Origin of the sequence: Streptomyces sp. NPDC058691 (assembly GCF_042714775.1) — a bacterium.
Classification (GTDB): domain Bacteria; phylum Actinomycetota; class Actinomycetes; order Streptomycetales; family Streptomycetaceae; genus Actinacidiphila.
Genome location: NZ_JBHXSO010000026.1, coordinates 35,498 through 51,578, shown reverse-complemented (window position 1 = coordinate 51,578; position 16,081 = coordinate 35,498). Strand labels below are relative to the sequence as shown.

The 16,081-nt window shown below is 71.7% G+C and carries 18 protein-coding genes; 3 read left to right on the top strand and 15 right to left on the bottom strand.

Going from position 1 to position 16,081, the window contains the following annotated elements; translation table 11 throughout:
* Positions 1 to 100 precede the first annotated feature (100 nt).
* The 9 genes from ACFWVC_RS19940 to ACFWVC_RS19900 all read right to left on the bottom strand — a co-directional run bounded on the left by ACFWVC_RS19940 (position 101) and on the right by ACFWVC_RS19900 (position 8,412).
* Positions 101 to 1,405 carry a hypothetical protein gene (locus tag ACFWVC_RS19940; protein WP_384287277.1) on the bottom strand — a complete coding sequence of 435 codons (1,305 nt, stop codon included), beginning with the start codon at positions 1,403 to 1,405 and terminating at the stop codon, positions 101 to 103.
* A 345-nt stretch (positions 1,406 to 1,750) separates the two neighbouring features.
* Positions 1,751 to 2,380, bottom strand: coding sequence for a potassium-transporting ATPase subunit KdpC (kdpC, locus tag ACFWVC_RS19935; protein ID WP_384287274.1), 630 nt, complete (start codon positions 2,378 to 2,380; stop codon positions 1,751 to 1,753).
* A gap of 5 nt (positions 2,381 to 2,385) precedes the next feature.
* Positions 2,386 to 4,476, bottom strand: a complete 2,091-nt coding sequence (gene kdpB, locus ACFWVC_RS19930; RefSeq protein ID WP_384287269.1) for a potassium-transporting ATPase subunit KdpB — start codon at positions 4,474 to 4,476, stop codon at positions 2,386 to 2,388.
* Positions 4,473 to 6,134 (bottom strand): potassium-transporting ATPase subunit KdpA, encoded by a 1,662-nt coding sequence (kdpA, locus tag ACFWVC_RS19925; RefSeq protein ID WP_384287264.1) that lies wholly within the window; start codon positions 6,132 to 6,134, stop codon positions 4,473 to 4,475. The genes kdpB and kdpA overlap by 4 nt, the downstream gene beginning before the upstream one ends.
* Before the next feature lie 9 nt (positions 6,135 to 6,143).
* Complete coding sequence (gene kdpF, locus ACFWVC_RS19920) at positions 6,144 to 6,233, bottom strand: K(+)-transporting ATPase subunit F (protein WP_384287259.1); 90 nt, start codon at positions 6,231 to 6,233, stop codon at positions 6,144 to 6,146.
* Positions 6,230 to 6,412 carry a hypothetical protein gene (locus ACFWVC_RS19915; protein WP_384287255.1) on the bottom strand — a complete coding sequence of 61 codons (183 nt, stop codon included), beginning with the start codon at positions 6,410 to 6,412 and terminating at the stop codon, positions 6,230 to 6,232. The genes kdpF and ACFWVC_RS19915 overlap by 4 nt, the downstream gene beginning before the upstream one ends.
* Positions 6,413 to 6,519: 107 nt before the next feature.
* The gene (locus ACFWVC_RS19910; RefSeq protein ID WP_384287251.1) at positions 6,520 to 7,287 is read right to left on the bottom strand and encodes a DUF3710 domain-containing protein; all 768 of its coding nucleotides are present in this window, start codon (positions 7,285 to 7,287) and stop codon (positions 6,520 to 6,522) included.
* 1 nt (position 7,288) lies between these two features.
* Positions 7,289 to 7,813, bottom strand: a complete 525-nt coding sequence (gene dut / locus ACFWVC_RS19905) for a dUTP diphosphatase (RefSeq protein WP_384287247.1) — start codon at positions 7,811 to 7,813, stop codon at positions 7,289 to 7,291.
* On the bottom strand, positions 7,810 to 8,412 hold the full coding sequence (locus ACFWVC_RS19900; RefSeq protein WP_384287244.1) for a PaaI family thioesterase: 603 nt from the start codon (positions 8,410 to 8,412) through the stop codon (positions 7,810 to 7,812). The genes dut and ACFWVC_RS19900 overlap by 4 nt, the downstream gene beginning before the upstream one ends.
* Before the next feature lie 97 nt (positions 8,413 to 8,509).
* On the opposite strand from ACFWVC_RS19900, the gene ACFWVC_RS19895 reads away from it, so the two are divergent.
* Together ACFWVC_RS19895 and ACFWVC_RS19890 are read left to right on the top strand one after the other, a co-directional pair.
* Complete coding sequence (locus tag ACFWVC_RS19895; RefSeq protein WP_384287240.1) at positions 8,510 to 9,394, top strand: SDR family oxidoreductase; 885 nt, start codon at positions 8,510 to 8,512, stop codon at positions 9,392 to 9,394.
* Positions 9,395 to 9,420: 26 nt separating this feature from the next.
* The gene (locus ACFWVC_RS19890; protein WP_384287235.1) at positions 9,421 to 9,873 is read left to right on the top strand and encodes a DUF3093 domain-containing protein; all 453 of its coding nucleotides are present in this window, start codon (positions 9,421 to 9,423) and stop codon (positions 9,871 to 9,873) included.
* Positions 9,874 to 9,892: 19 nt separating this feature from the next.
* Here the strand turns inward: ACFWVC_RS19890 and ACFWVC_RS19885 are convergent, their stop codons facing one another.
* The 4 genes from ACFWVC_RS19885 to ACFWVC_RS19870 all read right to left on the bottom strand — a co-directional run bounded on the left by ACFWVC_RS19885 (position 9,893) and on the right by ACFWVC_RS19870 (position 13,327).
* Positions 9,893 to 10,693 (bottom strand): hypothetical protein, encoded by an 801-nt coding sequence (locus ACFWVC_RS19885; RefSeq protein ID WP_384287232.1) that lies wholly within the window; start codon positions 10,691 to 10,693, stop codon positions 9,893 to 9,895.
* Between the two features lie 15 nt (positions 10,694 to 10,708).
* Positions 10,709 to 11,008, bottom strand: coding sequence for a DUF4193 domain-containing protein (locus ACFWVC_RS19880; RefSeq protein WP_384287228.1), 300 nt, complete (start codon positions 11,006 to 11,008; stop codon positions 10,709 to 10,711).
* Positions 11,009 to 11,416: 408 nt separating this feature from the next.
* Entirely contained in the window at positions 11,417 to 12,667 is a 1,251-nt protein-coding gene (locus tag ACFWVC_RS19875; protein WP_384287226.1) for a sensor histidine kinase, read from the bottom strand.
* 6 nt (positions 12,668 to 12,673) lie between these two features.
* Entirely contained in the window at positions 12,674 to 13,327 is a 654-nt protein-coding gene (locus ACFWVC_RS19870) for a response regulator transcription factor (RefSeq protein ID WP_384287224.1), read from the bottom strand.
* A 466-nt stretch (positions 13,328 to 13,793) separates the two neighbouring features.
* Between ACFWVC_RS19870 and ACFWVC_RS19865 the strand changes: the two genes are divergently transcribed.
* On the top strand, positions 13,794 to 13,967 hold the full coding sequence (locus ACFWVC_RS19865; protein ID WP_319659104.1) for a hypothetical protein: 174 nt from the start codon (positions 13,794 to 13,796) through the stop codon (positions 13,965 to 13,967).
* Positions 13,968 to 14,090: 123 nt separating this feature from the next.
* Here the strand turns inward: ACFWVC_RS19865 and ACFWVC_RS19860 are convergent, their stop codons facing one another.
* The gene (locus tag ACFWVC_RS19860) at positions 14,091 to 14,924 is read right to left on the bottom strand and encodes an inositol monophosphatase family protein (RefSeq protein ID WP_384287221.1); all 834 of its coding nucleotides are present in this window, start codon (positions 14,922 to 14,924) and stop codon (positions 14,091 to 14,093) included.
* Entirely contained in the window at positions 14,921 to 16,054 is a 1,134-nt protein-coding gene (locus ACFWVC_RS19855) for a ferrochelatase (protein ID WP_384287218.1), read from the bottom strand. The genes ACFWVC_RS19860 and ACFWVC_RS19855 overlap by 4 nt, the downstream gene beginning before the upstream one ends.
* Positions 16,055 to 16,081 lie beyond the last annotated feature (27 nt).

Below are 16,081 nucleotides of genomic sequence, written 5' to 3'. Positions count from 1 at the left end.
CCTCGCCGTCGCCGCCGCCCAGACCGTTTGCGAAGCCATGACGTTGCGTGGAGCGCCTTTTACACCCCCTTGACGCCGCCGGCGCGGCCGCCGGCACCGGTCAGCGGAACTCGGCGAGGCGGGGGCGCAGGCCGAGCAGGACCAGACCCGCCGCCGCGGCCACGCCGCCCGCGAGCCCCAGCGGCAGCGGGAGGGCGCGGCGGGCACCGTCGGCGGAGGCGCGTTCGTAGGCGGACATGTTGATGGCGATGACGTCACGCAGCGCCGCGTCGAGGGCGGCGAAGTCGTGGTTGGACTCACCGGGGCCGTACCCGGTGCAGTAGGCGATGGCCTCAGTCCGCCGGCCGGACCGGGCGAGTGCGCGAATGGTGCGGTCGTCGCGCTGGTAGGCGCGATAACGGTCGAGCACGCGGCCGGCGGCGGCGCGTTCGCCGGGGAAGGTGATGTTCCGGAACTCGTCGCCGAGGTAGCCCGTCGCGCCGTCGTCGACGCGGACCCGGTCGAGCCCGGTGGCGTACGTGTCGATCGTGGCACCCGGCACGCCCAGCAGCCGCTGGCTCTTGCCGAGGAAGGCGGCCTCCTGCGCGCCGGCGTGCGACCGGTCCAGCAGGTAGCGGGACTCGTCCGCGTTGGCGTCGTACGCGATGGCGCGGGCGCGGGTGAGGGCCAGGACGGAGTCGAAGGCGTCCCGCCGCGCGACGTCCAGGTCGTGCCGCTGGGCGCCGAGTCCGGCCGCGCCCGCCACCGTCACCGCGAGAACGAGGAGCGTGGCCGCGGCGGCACCGGGGTTGACCACGCGGCGGAAACGCCTGGAGAGGTACACCTGCAGCGCGACGAGGACCGCGAGCAGGACCAGGCCCGTGCCGAGCAGCGCGGCGCGCACCCATGCCGCCCGCCCGAGGGCGTCCCGGTAGGTGTGCTCGAAGGCGCGGTCGTTCGCCGTCACCAGGGCGTCGGCCTCGGGCAGCAGGCGCGTGCGCATCAGGTGCGAGGCGTTCCGGTACTCCGCGGTGCCGCCGAGGGCCAGGGCGCGGGCGGCCAGCTCCTCGTACGCCCCGAAGTCCGCGATGACGGTGGCCACTTCGCGCTCGCCGACCGGATCCCCGGCGGCCGCCCCGGCCAGATCGCCTAGGTAGCCGGCGGCCTCGGTCCGGCGCTGATCGTAGACGCGGACGGCGTCGGAGCGGGTGCGGGCGAGGGAGGGGGTATGACCGGCCAGCAGCTGGTTGGCGATCTGGGCGTCCATGTCGTTGAGGGCGAAGTACAGCCCGGTCGCGCTGGTCACACGGGGTGCGGAGTGCTCCCGGACCGCGTCCCACGAGGCGTCGGCGGCCACACCGCCCGTCACCAGGACGGCCGCGAGCGCGGCGCACGCGGCCGTCACGAGCGCGCGAAGGCCGCGCAACCGTGCCGGTACGGTGACCGTACGACGGTCGCGCGGCCTCCGTGGCCGGCGAGCGGCGGGCTCCGGCGGAACGCGGTGGCGTTCTTCCGGGTCCGGTTCCGGCGCCCCCGCAGGCGCCTTCCGGCCTTCCGCAGCAATGACGGCAACCGCCATCGGGCTGCGCCCCCCTCCGCCACGCGGAGCGGCCTCCGCCGGCCCCCCTCGCGGTTCCCCACTCTTCCCGCGATCGTCGCCCCGTCCCGCCGCCCTGGCGGGTTCCGTACGGCCCCCGCGCCGTCCTTGACGCGTCCCTGACGCACTGCTGTGCGCCTCTCCTCGCACGGCGGCAGCGGACAGCGCCGCGGGTCAGCCGGCCAGCTGCTGGAGAGCGATGTTGAGCTCCAGGACGTTGACGGTCGGCTCGCCGAGGAAGCCCCACTCGCGGCCGTCGGTGTGCTCCTTGACGAGCCTGGCGACCTCGGCGGTGGGCAGGCCGTTGGCCTTGGCGACGCGCGCGGTCTGGATGGCCGCGTAGGCCGGGGAGATGTCCGGGTCGAGGCCGGAACCGGAGGCCTGGACCGCGTCGGCGGGGACCTCGGACTGCGGCACGTTATTGAAGGCGGCGACCTCCCGCTTGCGCTCCTTCACCAGGTCGGTCAGCGCCTTGCCGGTGACCGCCAGGTTGGAGGCGCTGGTGTAGGTCGGGTCGTAGGGGCCCGCACCGGCGCCCGCGTCCGCGGCCGAGGGGCGCGGCTGGAACCACCGGGGGTCGGGCGCGAAATCCTTGCCGGTCGTGAAGTTCTGGCCGATGAGCTTCGAGCCGACGACCCTGCCGTCGGCCTTCACCTCCGAGCCGTTGGCCTGCCGGTGGAAGGCCGCCTGGCCCACGCCCCACACCGCGACGGGGTAGACGACGCCGAGCACCACGGTCAGGACCAGCAGGGCGCGCAGGGCGCTCCACAGCAGCCGGGCGGAGTTGCGTACGGAAGTGTTCATGGCCGTCAGCCGATCCCGGGGATCAGGGAGATGAGCAGGTCGATGATCTTGATACCGACGAACGGGGCGACCAGGCCGCCGAGGCCGTAGATCCCGATGTTGCGGCGGAGCATCCGGTCGGCGCTGCTCGGCTTGTACTGGACACCGCGCAGGGCGAGCGGCACCAGCACGATGATGATCAGCGCGTTGAAGACGACCGCGGACAGGATCGCGGACTCCGGCGAGGTCAGCCGCATGATGTTGAGCTTGTCCAGGCCCGGGTAGACGATCGCGAACATCGCGGGGATGATCGCGAAGTACTTCGCCACGTCGTTGGCGATGGAGAAGGTCGTCAGCGCGCCACGGGTGATCAGCAACTGCTTGCCGATCTCCACGATCTCGATCAGCTTGGTCGGGTTGGAGTCCAGGTCCACCATGTTCCCGGCCTCCTTGGCGGCCGAGGTACCGGTGTTCATCGCCACGCCGACATCGGCCTGCGCCAGCGCCGGGGCGTCGTTGGTGCCGTCACCGGTCATCGCGACGAGCTTGCCGCCCGCCTGCTCCCGCTTGATCAGCGCCATCTTGTCCTCGGGCGTCGCCTCCGCGAGGAAGTCGTCGACACCCGCCTCCTGCGCGATCGCCCTCGCGGTCAACGGGTTGTCACCCGTGATCATCACCGTGCGGATACCCATCCGCCGCAGCTCGTCGAACCGCTCGCGCATGCCCTCCTTGACGACATCCTTCAGGTGGATGACGCCCAGCACCCTGGCCCCGTCGCCGTCCTTGACCGCGACCAGCAGCGGCGTGCCGCCGGCGGCGGAGATGGAGTCCACGACCCGCTGGGCGTCCGCCGCGACGCTGCCGCCGTTCTCGGCGACCCACGCGGTCACCGCGGACGCGGCGCCCTTGCGGACCTGCCGGTCCTCCAGGTCGACGCCGGACATACGGGTCTGGGCGGTGAAGGGCACGAACTCGGCGTGGCCGAGCTCACCCTCGCTGCGGGCCCGCAGCCCGTACCTCTCCTTCGCCAGGACGACGACGGAGCGGCCCTCGGGCGTCTCGTCGGCCAGCGACGACAGCTGCGCCGCGTCCGCCAGTTCCGCCTCGCCCGCCCCCGACACGGGGAGGAACTCCGCCGCCTGGCGGTTGCCGAGGGTGATGGTGCCGGTCTTGTCCAGCAGCAGGGTGGAGACATCACCGGCGGCCTCGACGGCACGGCCGGACATGGCCAGCACATTGCGCTGCACCAGGCGGTCCATGCCCGCGATGCCGATCGCCGACAGCAGGGCGCCGATCGTCGTCGGGATGAGACAGACCAGCAGCGCGACCAGGACGATCATCGACTGCTCGGCGCCCGCGTAGATCGCGAACGGCTGCAGGGTGACGACCGCCAGCAGGAAGACGATGGTCAGCGAGGCCAGCAGGATGTTGAGCGCGATCTCGTTGGGCGTCTTCTGCCGGGCGGCGCCCTCGACCAGGGCGATCATCCGGTCGATGAAGGTCTCACCGGGCTTGGTGGTGATCCGGACCTCGATGCGGTCCGACAGCACCTTGGTGCCGCCCGTCACGGCCGAGCGGTCGCCGCCGGACTCCCGGATGACCGGGGCCGACTCACCGGTGATCGCCGACTCGTCCACCGAGGCCACACCGGCCACGACATCGCCGTCGCCCGGAATGACGTCGCCGGCCTCGCACACCACCAGGTCGCCGATCCGCAGCTCGGCGCCCGGGACGCGCTCCTCCTTGCCACCGGCCAGCCGGCGGGCGACGGTGTCGGTCTTGGCCTTGCGCAAGGTGTCGGCCTGGGCCTTGCCGCGTCCCTCCGCGACGGCCTCCGCCAGGTTGGCGAAGATCACGGTCAGCCACAGCCAGACGGTGATCGCCCAGCCGAACCAGTCGCGCGGGGACAGCGCCGCCAGCACGGTGGTGAGCACCGAGCCGATCAGCACGACGAACATGACGGGGGACTTGATCATCACCCGGGGATCGAGCTTGCGCAGGGCGTCCGGCAGGGACTTCAGCAGCTGCGCCGGGTCGAACAGGCCACCCGAGACGCGGCTGCCGTGGGCCGTGTCGGGGGCGTGCGGCGCCGACCCTCCCTGGTCCGCGCGGCTCATGACAGTCCCTCCGCCAGCGGGCCGAGGGCCAGCGCCGGGAAGTAGGTCAGACCCGTGATGATCAGGATCGCGCCGACGAGCAGGCCCGCGAAGAGCGGCTTCTCGGTGTGCAGGGTGCCGGCGGTGGCCGGGACCGGCTTCTGCTGGGCGAGCGAGCTCGCCAGGGCCAGAACGAAGATCATCGGCACGAACCGGCCGAGGACCATCGCGAGGCCGAGCGTGGTGTTGTACCACTGCGTGTTGGCGCTCAGGCCCGCGAAAGCGGAGCCGTTGTTGTTGCCCGCCGAGGTGTAGGCGTACAGCACCTCCGAGAAGCCGTGCGGGCCGCTGTTCAGCATGGAGTGCGGCGGGGTCGGCAGCGCCATGGCCAGCGCCGTGAAGCAGAGCACGATCGCGGGGGTGACGAGGATGTAGAGCGCGGCGAGCTTGATCTCGCGCGTGCCGATCTTCTTGCCCAGGTACTCCGGCGTGCGGCCGACCATCAGGCCCGCGATGAACACCGCGATGATCGCCATGATCAGGATGCCGTACAGGCCGGAACCGGTGCCGCCTGGGGCGATCTCGCCGAGCATCATCGACAGCAGGGTGATGCCGCCGCCGAGCCCGGTGAAGGAGGAGAGGGCGGAGTCCACCGCGCCGGTCGAGGTCAGCGTCGTGCTCACCGCGAAGAGCGACGAGGCGCCGACGCCGAAACGCTGCTCCTTGCCCTCCAGCGCGGCGCCCGCGATCTGGTCCGCCGAGCCGGGGTGCGCGAACTCCACCCAGCTCATCAGGACGACGAAGCCGGCCCAGATGACGCCCATGGCGGCGAGGATTGCGTAGCCCTGCTTCTCGTTGCCGACCATCTTGCCGAAAGTCCTGGTGAGCGAGACCGGGATCACCAGCATCAGGAAGATCTCGAAGACATTGGTGAAAGGGTCCGGGTTCTCGAAGGGGTGGGCCGAGTTGACGTTGTAGAAGCCGCCGCCGTTCGTGCCCAGCTCCTTGATGGCCTCCTGGGACGCGACCGGCCCGCCGGTCAGGGTCTGATGGCCACCCGCGAGCGTGGTGACCTCGTGCCAGCCGGCGAAGTTCTGCACCACACCGAAGGCGGTCAGGACGATCGCGGCGACGAAGGCGATCGGCAGCAGGACGCGGATGGTGCCGCGGACCGTGTCGGTCCAGAAGTTGCCGAGATCGCCGGTGCGGGACCGGGCGAAGCCACGGACCAGCGCCATGGCCACGGCCATGCCGACCGCCGCCGAGACGAAGTTCTGCACCGCCAGGCCGGCGGCCTGGGCGGCGTGCCCCATGGCGTTCTCACCCATGTACGACTGCCAGTTCGTGTTGGTCACGAACGAGGTCGCGGTGTTGAACGCCTGGTCGGGGGTGATCGCGGCGAATCCGAGGGAGAGCGGCAGGTGGCTTTGGACCCGCAGGAACAGGTAGAGGAACAGCACGCCGACGAAGGAGAAGGCCAGGACCGCCCGGAGATAGGACAGCCAGCGCATCTGGGCGTCGGGGTCGGCGCCGAAGCAGCGGTACATGACGCGCTCGACCCGCAGGTGCTTGCCGGAGCTGTAGACGGCGGCCATGTAGTCGCCGAAGGGGCGGTACACCAGGGCCAGAGCCGCCACCAGGGCGAGGACCTGGAGCACTTGCGCGAGTACGGGGCTCATGTCCGGGCCTCAGAACCTCTCGGGAAGGACGAGGGCGAGGACGAGATAGCCCAGTAGGGCGACGGCCACGACGAGGCCGACGATGTTCTCGGCACTCACAGCTTCGTCACCGCCTTGGCGATGAAGGCCACCAGCGCGAAAACCGCGACCGTGGTGACCACGAAGACCAGATCGGCCATCGTGTGCTCCCGGATCAGGAAGGAACGGACATCAACCAGGACAGCAAACATCCGGTCAACGGGCTGTCCGAGCGCGCTGACGCCTTCCCGAGGGGCCATGGCGCCGTCTTGATGATCCCTTGGCAGAAGCCCGTATGACCTGCGAAAACGACGAGGGCCGACCCGCGGAAGCGGGTCGGCCCATCGATCGGGCTGTGCGGGCGGCGCTAGTGCACCTCGGTGATCTCCGGTCCACGGCGCATCGGGTCGATGCCGTCGGAGAAGCGGCCGCCGTCCTGGTCCTGGGTGATGCCCTCGGGAACCATCTGCGCGTCGTTCGGCAGCTTCAGCACGATCGGGTCGCGGGGCGCCATCGGGGTGTCGCCGCGCAGGACGACGGTGTCACGGAAGATCTGCTCCAGCAGGCCCGCCGTCTCCGGCTGCACGGCCCCCTGGCCGGAGATGACGCCGCGCAGGAACCAGCGCGGTCCGTCGCAGCCGACGAAGCGCACCACCTGCACGCCGTTGTTCCCGTTGGGCAGCTGCACCGGCACCTGGGCGCGCAGCTCCCAGCCGAGCGGGCCCTCGACCTCGTCGACGATGCCACCCTGCTTGGTGATCCCCGACGCGATCTCGTCACGGACCTCGCCCCAGATGCCCTCGGACTTCGGCGCGGCGAAGCCCTGCAGCTGGATGGCGCTGTCCCGCAGCACCACGGTGGCGGCGACGATGGACTCGCCGGCCACCTCGACCCGCAGTTCCATGCCCTGGACACCGGGCACGAACAGGCCACCGAGGTCCACCCGGCCCTCGCCGGGCGTGCCGACCTCGCTCACGTCCCACGGACCGTCCGGCCTCGGGGCGGGCGGAAGGTTGTACCGACGGGACTCCATGGAGTCGTCCGACTCCTCGGCGTCTTCGGCCAGCTCGTCAGGGCTCTCGGCCTCGAGCTCGTCGAGGGCGTCTTCGCGCTCCTTGCGACGACGACGGAACACGTCACTGTCCTTCCCGGTCAGCGTTGACCGATGCGTATCCATGGCCGGACGGTCCGACCGGCGGGCCGTCCACCGCGGCATGACCCCCCGTGGAGCCGAAGCCCCCCGTCGCCCGCGCCGACTCGGGCAGTTCCGCCACTTCGTGGAAGCGGACCCGCTCGACCTGCTGGACGACCAACTGCGCGATCCGGTCCCCCGGGGCGAACCGCACACTCTCGCGCGGGTCCAGGTTGACCACGATCACCTTGATCTCCCCACGGTACCCGGCATCAACCGTTCCTGGGGCATTCACGAGGGCCACTCCGCACCTGGCGGCGAGCCCGGAGCGCGGATGCACGAAAGCCGCGTACCCCTCCGGCAGGGCGATCGAAACGCCTGTCGGCAGCACCGCCCGCTCTCCGGGGGCCAGCTCCGCCGCCCGGGTGGTGACGAGGTCCGCGCCCGCGTCGCCGGGATGCCCGTACGAGGGAACCGGGACGTCCGCGTCGAGCCGACGGATCAGCACGTCGACCGGCGGCCGGGTCACGGGTTCACCTCGAAGGCGCGGACGACCTTGACCTGGTCGGGGTCGTCGATGACGGCCTGGATCTCCTCCGCGCGCCCGTGCTCGGTGAAGTGCGCCGGCTTCACCTCCACGAACAGCGCGTCCGCGCGTACCGCGACCGGGCCGTCGGGGCCGCCGATCCGGCCGGTGGCGGTGCAGTAGATCTTGCGCCCGGCGACCGCCGTGCAGTGTGCGTCCAGGTGGAGGGTGGAGCCGACCGGGACGGGCCGGACGAACTCGGTCTCCAGGCGGCCGGTGACCGCGATCCTGCGCAGAAGCCAGTTGAGCGAGCCCAGTACCTCGTCCATCGCGGTCGCCAGCACCCCGCCGTGCGCGAGGCCGGGGGCCCCTTGGTGCGCCGGTTGTACGGTGAACTCGGCGGTGACGGCGACGCCCTCACCGGCCCGCGCCTCCAGGTGCAGGCCGTGGGGCTGGGCCCCGCCGCAGCCGAAGCAGTGCTCGTAGTGCGCGCCGAGCGGTTCGCCGGGCGCGGGCGCGTCGGGGTGCCGCACCGGCGGCGACGCGTCCTTCGGCGGTGTCAGGGCCGGGCGGGCCGGGACGTCGGGTGTAGCTCCACTCACGCGGGAGACCCTACCCTCCTGCGGGATCCTTTCCCGCCGCCCGCCCGTTGTCCTTCCGGCCACGCGGCACGTGTCCCCCCATCCCTTGGAGCACCCCATGACCCCCAGGTCCGTCGTCGTCACCGGAGCCGGATGCGGGATCGGCCTGGCGATCACCCTCGAACTGGCCCACGCCGGCTACGACGTCATCGGAACGGTGCGCACCGAGGAGAAGGCCGAGGCCCTGCGCGCGGCGGTTGCCCGGACCGGCGCCTCCGTGCGCACCGTGCTGCTGGACGTCGCGGACGCCACGTCGTCCGTACGGGCGTTCACGGAGATCGCCACGGTGACGGACGGGGGTCCCTGGGCGGTGGTCAACAACGCCGGCATCGCGCAGCCCGGCGCGATCGAGGACGTCGACGACGAGCAGGTGCGCCAGCAGCTGGAGATCAACCTGGTGGCACCGGCGCGCATCGCCCGGCTCGTTCTGCCGACCATGCGCGCCCGGCGCGCGGGCCGCATCGTCAACATCTCCTCGGTCTCCGGCCGGGTCTCGATGCCGCTGCTCGGCTGGTACTGCGCGAGCAAGCAGGGCCTGGAGGCGATCACGGACGCGCTGCGCATGGAGGCCGCGCCGTTCGGGGTGAAGGTGGTGCTGATCGAACCCGGGTCCTTCGGAACGGACATCTGGGAGCGCGGCGCCTCCCGGCTGCCGCAGGGCACCACGTCGCCCTACCGCGACCAGTACGAGGCCGCGGAGGACCTGCTCAAGCGCGAACTGCCCGGCCCGCGCCCGGTGGCGCGTACGGTCCTCAAGGCACTCTCGGCGCCCCGGCCGCTCCCCCGGTACCTGGTGGGGAACGACGCCCGCTCCTCGGCCGTCCTGGACGCCGCGCTGCCCACCGCCGCCACCGACTGGGCCAAGCAGGTCGCCACCGGCCTGCGCACGGCCCCGCGCGCCGCTCAGGCCCTCTCGCGCCTGCGGTCCCGCGGCGGGCGCTGACAGGGCGGCATGACAAGCTGGGTGCCATGACCGGCATGACCTATGAGGAGCGGCTGACCGCGCCGCGTTCCTGGTGGCTGCTCGCCTTCGGCGCGGGTGTGTCACTGGCGCTGATCCTGCTGCCCTTCGGGGCGCTGCCGCTGCTGGGCGGTCTCGTCGGCGGCACGGCCGCCGGGGCGGTCGCGGTGAGCTCGTACGGCTCGGCGCGACTGCGGGTGGTGGCCGGGTCACTGGTCGCCGGCGACGCGCGGATCCCGGTGGGAGCGCTCGGCGAGGCGACCGTGCTGGACCACGAGGAAGCGCTGGCCTGGCGCTCGTACAAGGCCGATCCTCGCGCGTTCATGCTGCTGCGGTCGTATGTGCCGACCGCACTGAAGGTCGAGGTCACCGACCCCGCGGATCCGACCCCCTACCTGTACCTCTCCACCCGCGCCCCCGAGCGGCTGGCCGCGGCGCTGCGGGACGTGCGGACGGCCTGAGGCGTCCCGCCGGGCGGCCTCAGTCGTCCTGGCCGATGGATTTCCCCGGCAGCTCCCCGCGCCTGCCGGACTCGCCAGGCTCCCCGGCTTCCAGGGCGGACGGCGGCTCCTCTGCGGCGAGCAGGGCCCAGGGCACCTGCCGCTCGCGGAGGTCCTTGCGGATCTGCTCCGCGAGTTTCCTGGTGTCGCGCCGGTTCATCACCGCGCCGACGGCCGCGCCGACCATGAACGGGGTCAGCGTCGGCAGATTGCGCATGGTGCGCTTCATGAGCTGCTGGCGCAGCTCGCGCTTCATCCGGCCGCCGAGCGCCACGTTCAGCGTGGACGGCTTGGAGAAGTCGATGCCGCGTCGCTCGGTCCACTCGGCGATGTACATCATCGCGCGCTGCCGCAGCGTGCCCGGGGCGCGCAGCCCGTAGACCTCGTGCAGCTCGGCGATGAGCTTGTACTCGATCAGGGCGACCCCGATCGTCTCGCTCGCCAGTTCGGCGGGCATGGCGGGCGGATTGGGCAGCATCGCGGCGGCGCCGATGCCGGCGCCGACCGTCGCGGTGCCCATCGTGGCGGCGCTCACGAGCTTGTCCGCCAGCTCCTCGGGCCCCAGCCCGGGGAACTGCCGGCGGAGCGTCTCCAGATCCCGTACGGGTATCCGCGGGGCCGTCTCGAGGAAACCCTCGGCGAGGGTCGACAGTGCCGCCCTGGCGCGAGCACGTCCGCGGGCGGCACGGCTCGGAGGCCCGGGCAGGGCGCTGTCGCCCGCCGGTTCCTCCGATGCGCCCGCGAGCGAGGCCGCGCGGCCTCGCTCGTCGTCGCTGTCCACGATCCCGGTGTCCCGTCAGGCCGCGCAGTCGCGGCAGATCGGGTTGCCGTTCTTCTCCGAGGCCAGCTGGCTGCGGTGGTGCACAAGGAAGCAGCTCATGCAGGTGAACTCGTCGGCCTGCCGGGGCAGGACCCGGACCGAGAGCTCCTCGTTGGAAAGGTCGGCGCCGGGCAGTTCGAGGCCTTCGGCCTGGTCGAACTCGTCGACGTCCACCGTGGAGGTGGACTTGTCGTTCCTGCGGGCCTTGAGTTCCTCGATGCTGTCTTCGTTGACGTCATCGTCGGTCTTGCGTGGTGTGTCGTAATCAGTAGCCATGTATCGCTCTCCCCCTTTGGGTGTCTGCGGTGTCTCCAGCGCACGTAACGCATGGGAGGCCGTTCTTGTGCCCGGCCCGAAGCGGAGATTTTGCCTTACATCAAGTGCCGTTACTCAATCGACACCCAACCGCACCTCCGAAGAGGTGATCGGATCCACTGCCGGTCATGACCGGAAAGGGCCGTGTTGTCGCACCTTGCTCACGCCTCCACGTGTACTTCCCGTGATCATGACCTGCGGAAACATGGATTTTTCCGCTCTTTTCCCGGACTTGCGATCACGGAGCGTACCCGCGGCCGGAATCGTATGTGCAATCGCTCACAGCATGCCGCCGCCGGGATCAGACCGCAAAATTCAGCGCAAAGCGAACACGACCCCGGGGGTGTCGCGGGATGGTTCCGGGATGCGTCAGACAGGGATCGCAACCCGCATGACCAGGCCGCCTCCCTCGCGCGGCACCGCCGAGATGGTGCCTCCGTGGGCCCGCGCCACCGATCGCGCGATGGACAGGCCGAGTCCCACGCCCTTGTCGCTCCCGGTGCGCTCGGTGCGCAGCCGCCGGAACGGCTCGAAGAGGTTGTCGATCTCGTAGGCCGGGACCACCGGGCCGGTGTTGGAGACCGTCAGGACCGCGAGGCCCGGTTCCAGGCCCGTGGTGGCCTCGACCCAGCCGTTCTCGGGGACGTTGTAGCGGACGGCGTTCTGCACGAGGTTGAGCGCGATCCGCTCCAGCAGCACGCCATTGCCCTGGACCACCGCCGGGTGCAGCTCCCTGCGGAGCGCCACGCCCTTGGCGTCGGCCTCGCTGCGGGTCTGCTCCAGGGCCTGGGAGGCCGCCTCGGCCACGTCCACGGGCTTGCGGTCCACGATCTCGTTGTCGCTGCGGGCGAGCAGCAGAAGGCCCTCCACGAGCTGCTCGCTGCGCGTGTTGGTGGCCAGCAGGGTCTTCCCGAGCTGCTGGACCTCCGGGCCGGCCGCGGTGTCGGACAGCTGGACCTCCAGCAGGGTCCGGTTGATCGCCAGCGGGGTCCGCAGCTCATGGGAGGCGTTGGACACGAACCGGCGCTGCGCGTCGAAGGACCGCTCCAGCCGCTCCAGCATCTCGTCGAAGGTGTCCGCGAGCTCCTTGAGCTCGTCGTCCGGACCGTCCAGGTGGATGCGGCGCTTGAGGTCGGAGGAGACCACGGCCTGCGCGGTGCGGGTGATCCTGCCCAGCGGGTACAGGACACGGCCCGCCAGCAGGTATCCGAAGGCGAAGGCCAGGACGGCGAGACCCACCAGCGCGAACAGCGACCGGCGCAGCAGGGTGTCGAGAGCGGCCTCGCGCTGGTACGACATGCAGGCGTTGATGGCGACGGTGAACTGGTCGCTCGACCCCTCGCGCGGCAGCTGGCAGCTGGCCGTCGTGGTGCGCACCTGGCCGCTCACCAGCCGGAAGGGCAGCATATTGCCGTCGTGCAGGGCCTGTGCGGCCAGCAGGTAGATGATCCACAGCAATACGACACCGGCGATCAAAAACATGCCGCCGTAGAGCAGGGTGAGCCGTATCCGGATCGTGGGACGGAACAGCGGGCCGCGGCGGGCCGTCGGCGTCGGCTCCCAGGTGGGCTTGGGCGGAACGCGCGGCGGGGTCGTCGGCGAGGACGATGAAGTGGCCACGGCGCATCAGATCCGGTAGCCGGAGCCGGGAACGGTGACGATCACGGCGGGCTCGCCGAGCTTGCGGCGCAGCGTCATGACCGTGACCCGGACCACATTGGTGAAGGGGTCCGTGTTCTCGTCCCAGGCCTTCTCCAGCAGCTGCTCCGCGGACACCACGGACCCCTCGCTGCGCAGCAGCACCTCGAGCACCGCGAACTCCTTGGGCGCCAGATGCACCTGCCGCCCCTCGCGGACGACCTCGCGGCGGTTGGGGTCGAGACGGATGCCCGCGCGCTCCAGCACCGGCGGCAGGGGGGCGGTCGTCCGCCGGCCGAGCGCGCGCACGCGGGCGATCAGCTCGGTGAAGGCGAACGGCTTGGGCAGGTAGTCGTCGGCGCCGAGCTCCAGGCCCTCGACGCGGTCACTCACGTCGCCGGCGGCGGTGAGCATCAGGACCCGCGTGGGCAGGCCCAGCTCCACGACCTTGCGGCACACGTCGTCCCCGTGGATCACGGGCAGGTCCCGGTCGAGGACGACGACGTCGTAGTCGTTCACCCCGATCCGCTCCAGAGCGGCTCCGCCGTCATAGACGACGTCCACGGCCATGGCCTCGCGGCGCAGTCCCGTGGCCACCGCGTCGGCGAGCAGCTGTTCGTCCTCGACGACCAGTACGCGCAAGGCGCCCTTCCTTCCCTGAACACTTCTCAATGGCCTGTGCGCAGGCCGAATGCGTCTCCATCCTGCACCTGAAGGCCGTAAACCGGCGGTAAGAGCGCGCTCACGGGCCGCGTGCGGCCGTCCCGGCGGCCTTGCTGACCGCCCTCCGGCCTGGGGCGGCCCGTCACCTCACGTGACGCGTGCCACACCGTACGCCGCGATCCACGGCGTACGCGCCGGTCGCGGCCCGCGCGCGGCGCGGACGGGAATCGGGCGCGGAATTCTTCGGGTTGCGGAGGTTTCCGCTCCGGCAGCCCTGGGGAGGACGACTGCACACCCCCGATCGCGCCCCCAGGGCGTTCGCAACCGACGTGTGGCAGAGCCGTCGCGCGATCCGCGGGGACCTCGAAGAACTGCCCGCTACCCGTACCGACCCCTAGACACCCACACCCTGTGTCACCTATCGACGACGAGGGGGCGCCACCTGATGGACGCATTCACCACTGGCATCCTGCAGCGCATACACAGCACTGAGTCGGACCTGCTCGCCGCCCGGGAGGCGGGGGACGAGTTCCTGGCCGAGGTCGAGGAAGCCGAACTGGCCGATCTGCGCCGCCTCGCCGCCGACCACGGCGTACAGGTGCTGCCCAAGATCGCCTGAGCGCGACCGGACCCGAACGCCGCGCCCCGGACACCTGACAGGTGCCGGGGCGTTCGCGCGCCCGGCGCTGCGCGCGTAGAGCGACGGGCACGCGAACGTCGGGTCCGGACCGGACCCGCCGGGTCAGTCGTGCCAGGCGCCGAACTCCTCCAGGAGCGTTTGCAGCGGTTCGAAGACCCCCACGGTCGCCGCCACCGTCAGTTCCGGGGACGGCGGCTGCCCCGGGCGGCCACCGGTGAGTGCGCCCGCCTCGCGGGCGAAGAGGTCGCCCGCCGCGTAGTCCCAGATGTTCAGGCCGCGCTCGAAGTACGCGTCGAGCCGGCCGCAGCCGACGTCGCACAGGTCGATGGCGGCCGAACCGGCCCGGCGGATGTCCCGCACCCGCGGGATCAGGCGGCGGGCCACCTCGGCCTGTCCGGTGCGCACTTTGGTGTCGTACCCGAAGCCCGTGGCGACCAGCGCCTGCTCGAACGGCGGCGCGGGACGCGGCCGGGCCCGGACGTCGCCCACCCACGCGCCGCGGCCGAGGACGGCGCGGTAGCTCTCGCGCCTCATGGGTGCCTCGACGACGCCGACGACGGTCTCCTCGTCGACCTGGGCGGCGATGCTCACCGCCCAGCCGGGCAGTCCGTAGAGGTAGTTCACGGTGCCGTCCAGGGGGTCGATGACCCAGCGGACACCGGTGGTGCCGGGCGCGCTGGCGCCCTCCTCGCCGAGCAGCCCGTCGTCCGGCCGGCGCTCGCCGATGAAGGAGGTGATCAGCTTCTCCGCGGCGATGTCCATCTCGGTGACGACGTCGATCGGGCTGCTCTTGGTCGCGGCCACCCCGAGGTCGGCCGGGCGGCCGTCGCGCAGCAGTTCCCCGGCCCTGCGGGCGGCCTCCAGGGCCACGGCCAGGAGTTCGTCCTTCAGCTGGTCGGTCACGGCGCTCCTTGTGCGGCGGGATGTGTCGTTCATTCGGCGCCCGCCGCGGCGGGACGCGGGCTGCGGGCCGGGCAGCAGCCCACCGGGCAGACGTCGTGGCTCGCGCCGAGCCGGCCCAGCGCGCAGCGTTCGGGGGTGAGGCCGCGTTCGGCCGCGGCCCGCTCCAGGACCAGCTCGCGGACGGCGGCGGCGAACCGGGGGTCGGCGCCGACCGTGGCCGAGCGGGCCACGGGCAGCCCCAGCTCGGCGGCCTTGGCGGTGGCCTCCGTGTCGAGGTCGTAGCGGACCTCCATGTGGTCCGAGACGAAGCCGATCGGCACCATGACGGCGGCCGCCGCCCCGGAGGCGTGCAGTTCTTCCAGGTGGTCGCAGATGTCGGGCTCCAGCCACGGGATGTGGGGGGCGCCGCTGCGGGACTGGTAGACGAGCTTCCAGGGCCGGTCGGCGCCGGTGGCCTCACGTACGGCGTCGGCGATCACCTGGGCGGCGTCCAGGTGCTGGGCGACGTAGGCGCCGCCGGACCCGTCCCTGGTGTGCGCGTCGGCCGGGCCGGAGGTGTCGGCGGCGGCCGTGGGGATGGAGTGCGTGGTGAAGGCCAGGTGCGCACCGGCGCGCACCTCTTCGGGCAGCTCGGCGAGCGCGGCCAGGACGCCGTCGACCATGGGCCGCACGAAACCGGGGTGGTTGAAGTAGTGGCGCAGCTTGTCCACGCGCGGCACGGGGAGGGCTTCGGCCTCCAGCGCGGCAAGGGAGTCGGCCAGGTTCTCGCGGTACTGCCGGCAGCCGGAGTAGGAGGCGTACGCGCTGGTGGCCAGCACCAGGACGCGGCGGCGGCCGTCGCCGGCCATCTCGCGCAGGGTGTCGGTGAGGTAGGGCGCCCAGTTGCGGTTGCCCCAGTACACGGGAAGGTCGAGGCCGTGCTCGGCGAAGTCCTTGCGCAGCGCCTGCAGCAGTTCGCGGTTCTGCGCGTTGATGGGACTGACCCCGCCGAACAGGAAGTAGTGCTGCCCCACCTCCTTCAGGCGTTCGCGCGGGATGCCGCGCCCCCGCGTGACGTTCTCCAGGAAGGGGACGACGTCGTCCGTCCCCTCGGGCCCCCCGAAGGACAGCAGGAGCAGCGCGTCGTACGGAGCGGCAGTGGCGGCCTCGGTGTGATCGGACATGTCTCCGATCCTCCCACCGCCCGGTGA

Bases quoted from the DNA above. Each gene is read 5' to 3' on its own strand.
- kdpB (WP_384287269.1), bottom strand. From the start codon at position 4,476: ATGAGCCGCGCGGACCAGGGAGGGTCGGCGCCGCACGCCCCCGACACG.
- ACFWVC_RS19880 (WP_384287228.1), bottom strand. From the start codon at position 11,008: ATGGCTACTGATTACGACACACCACGCAAGACCGACGATGACGTCAAC.
- ACFWVC_RS19855 (WP_384287218.1), bottom strand. From the start codon at position 16,054: ATGTCCGATCACACCGAGGCCGCCACTGCCGCTCCGTACGACGCGCTG.
- kdpA (WP_384287264.1), bottom strand. From the start codon at position 6,134: ATGAGCCCCGTACTCGCGCAAGTGCTCCAGGTCCTCGCCCTGGTGGCG.
- ACFWVC_RS19865 (WP_319659104.1), top strand. From the start codon at position 13,794: ATGGACGCATTCACCACTGGCATCCTGCAGCGCATACACAGCACTGAG.
- ACFWVC_RS19890 (WP_384287235.1), top strand. From the start codon at position 9,421: ATGACCGGCATGACCTATGAGGAGCGGCTGACCGCGCCGCGTTCCTGG.
- ACFWVC_RS19860 (WP_384287221.1), bottom strand. From the start codon at position 14,924: ATGAACGACACATCCCGCCGCACAAGGAGCGCCGTGACCGACCAGCTG.
- kdpC (WP_384287274.1), bottom strand. From the start codon at position 2,380: ATGAACACTTCCGTACGCAACTCCGCCCGGCTGCTGTGGAGCGCCCTG.
- ACFWVC_RS19915 (WP_384287255.1), bottom strand. From the start codon at position 6,412: ATGGCCCCTCGGGAAGGCGTCAGCGCGCTCGGACAGCCCGTTGACCGG.
- ACFWVC_RS19895 (WP_384287240.1), top strand. From the start codon at position 8,510: ATGACCCCCAGGTCCGTCGTCGTCACCGGAGCCGGATGCGGGATCGGC.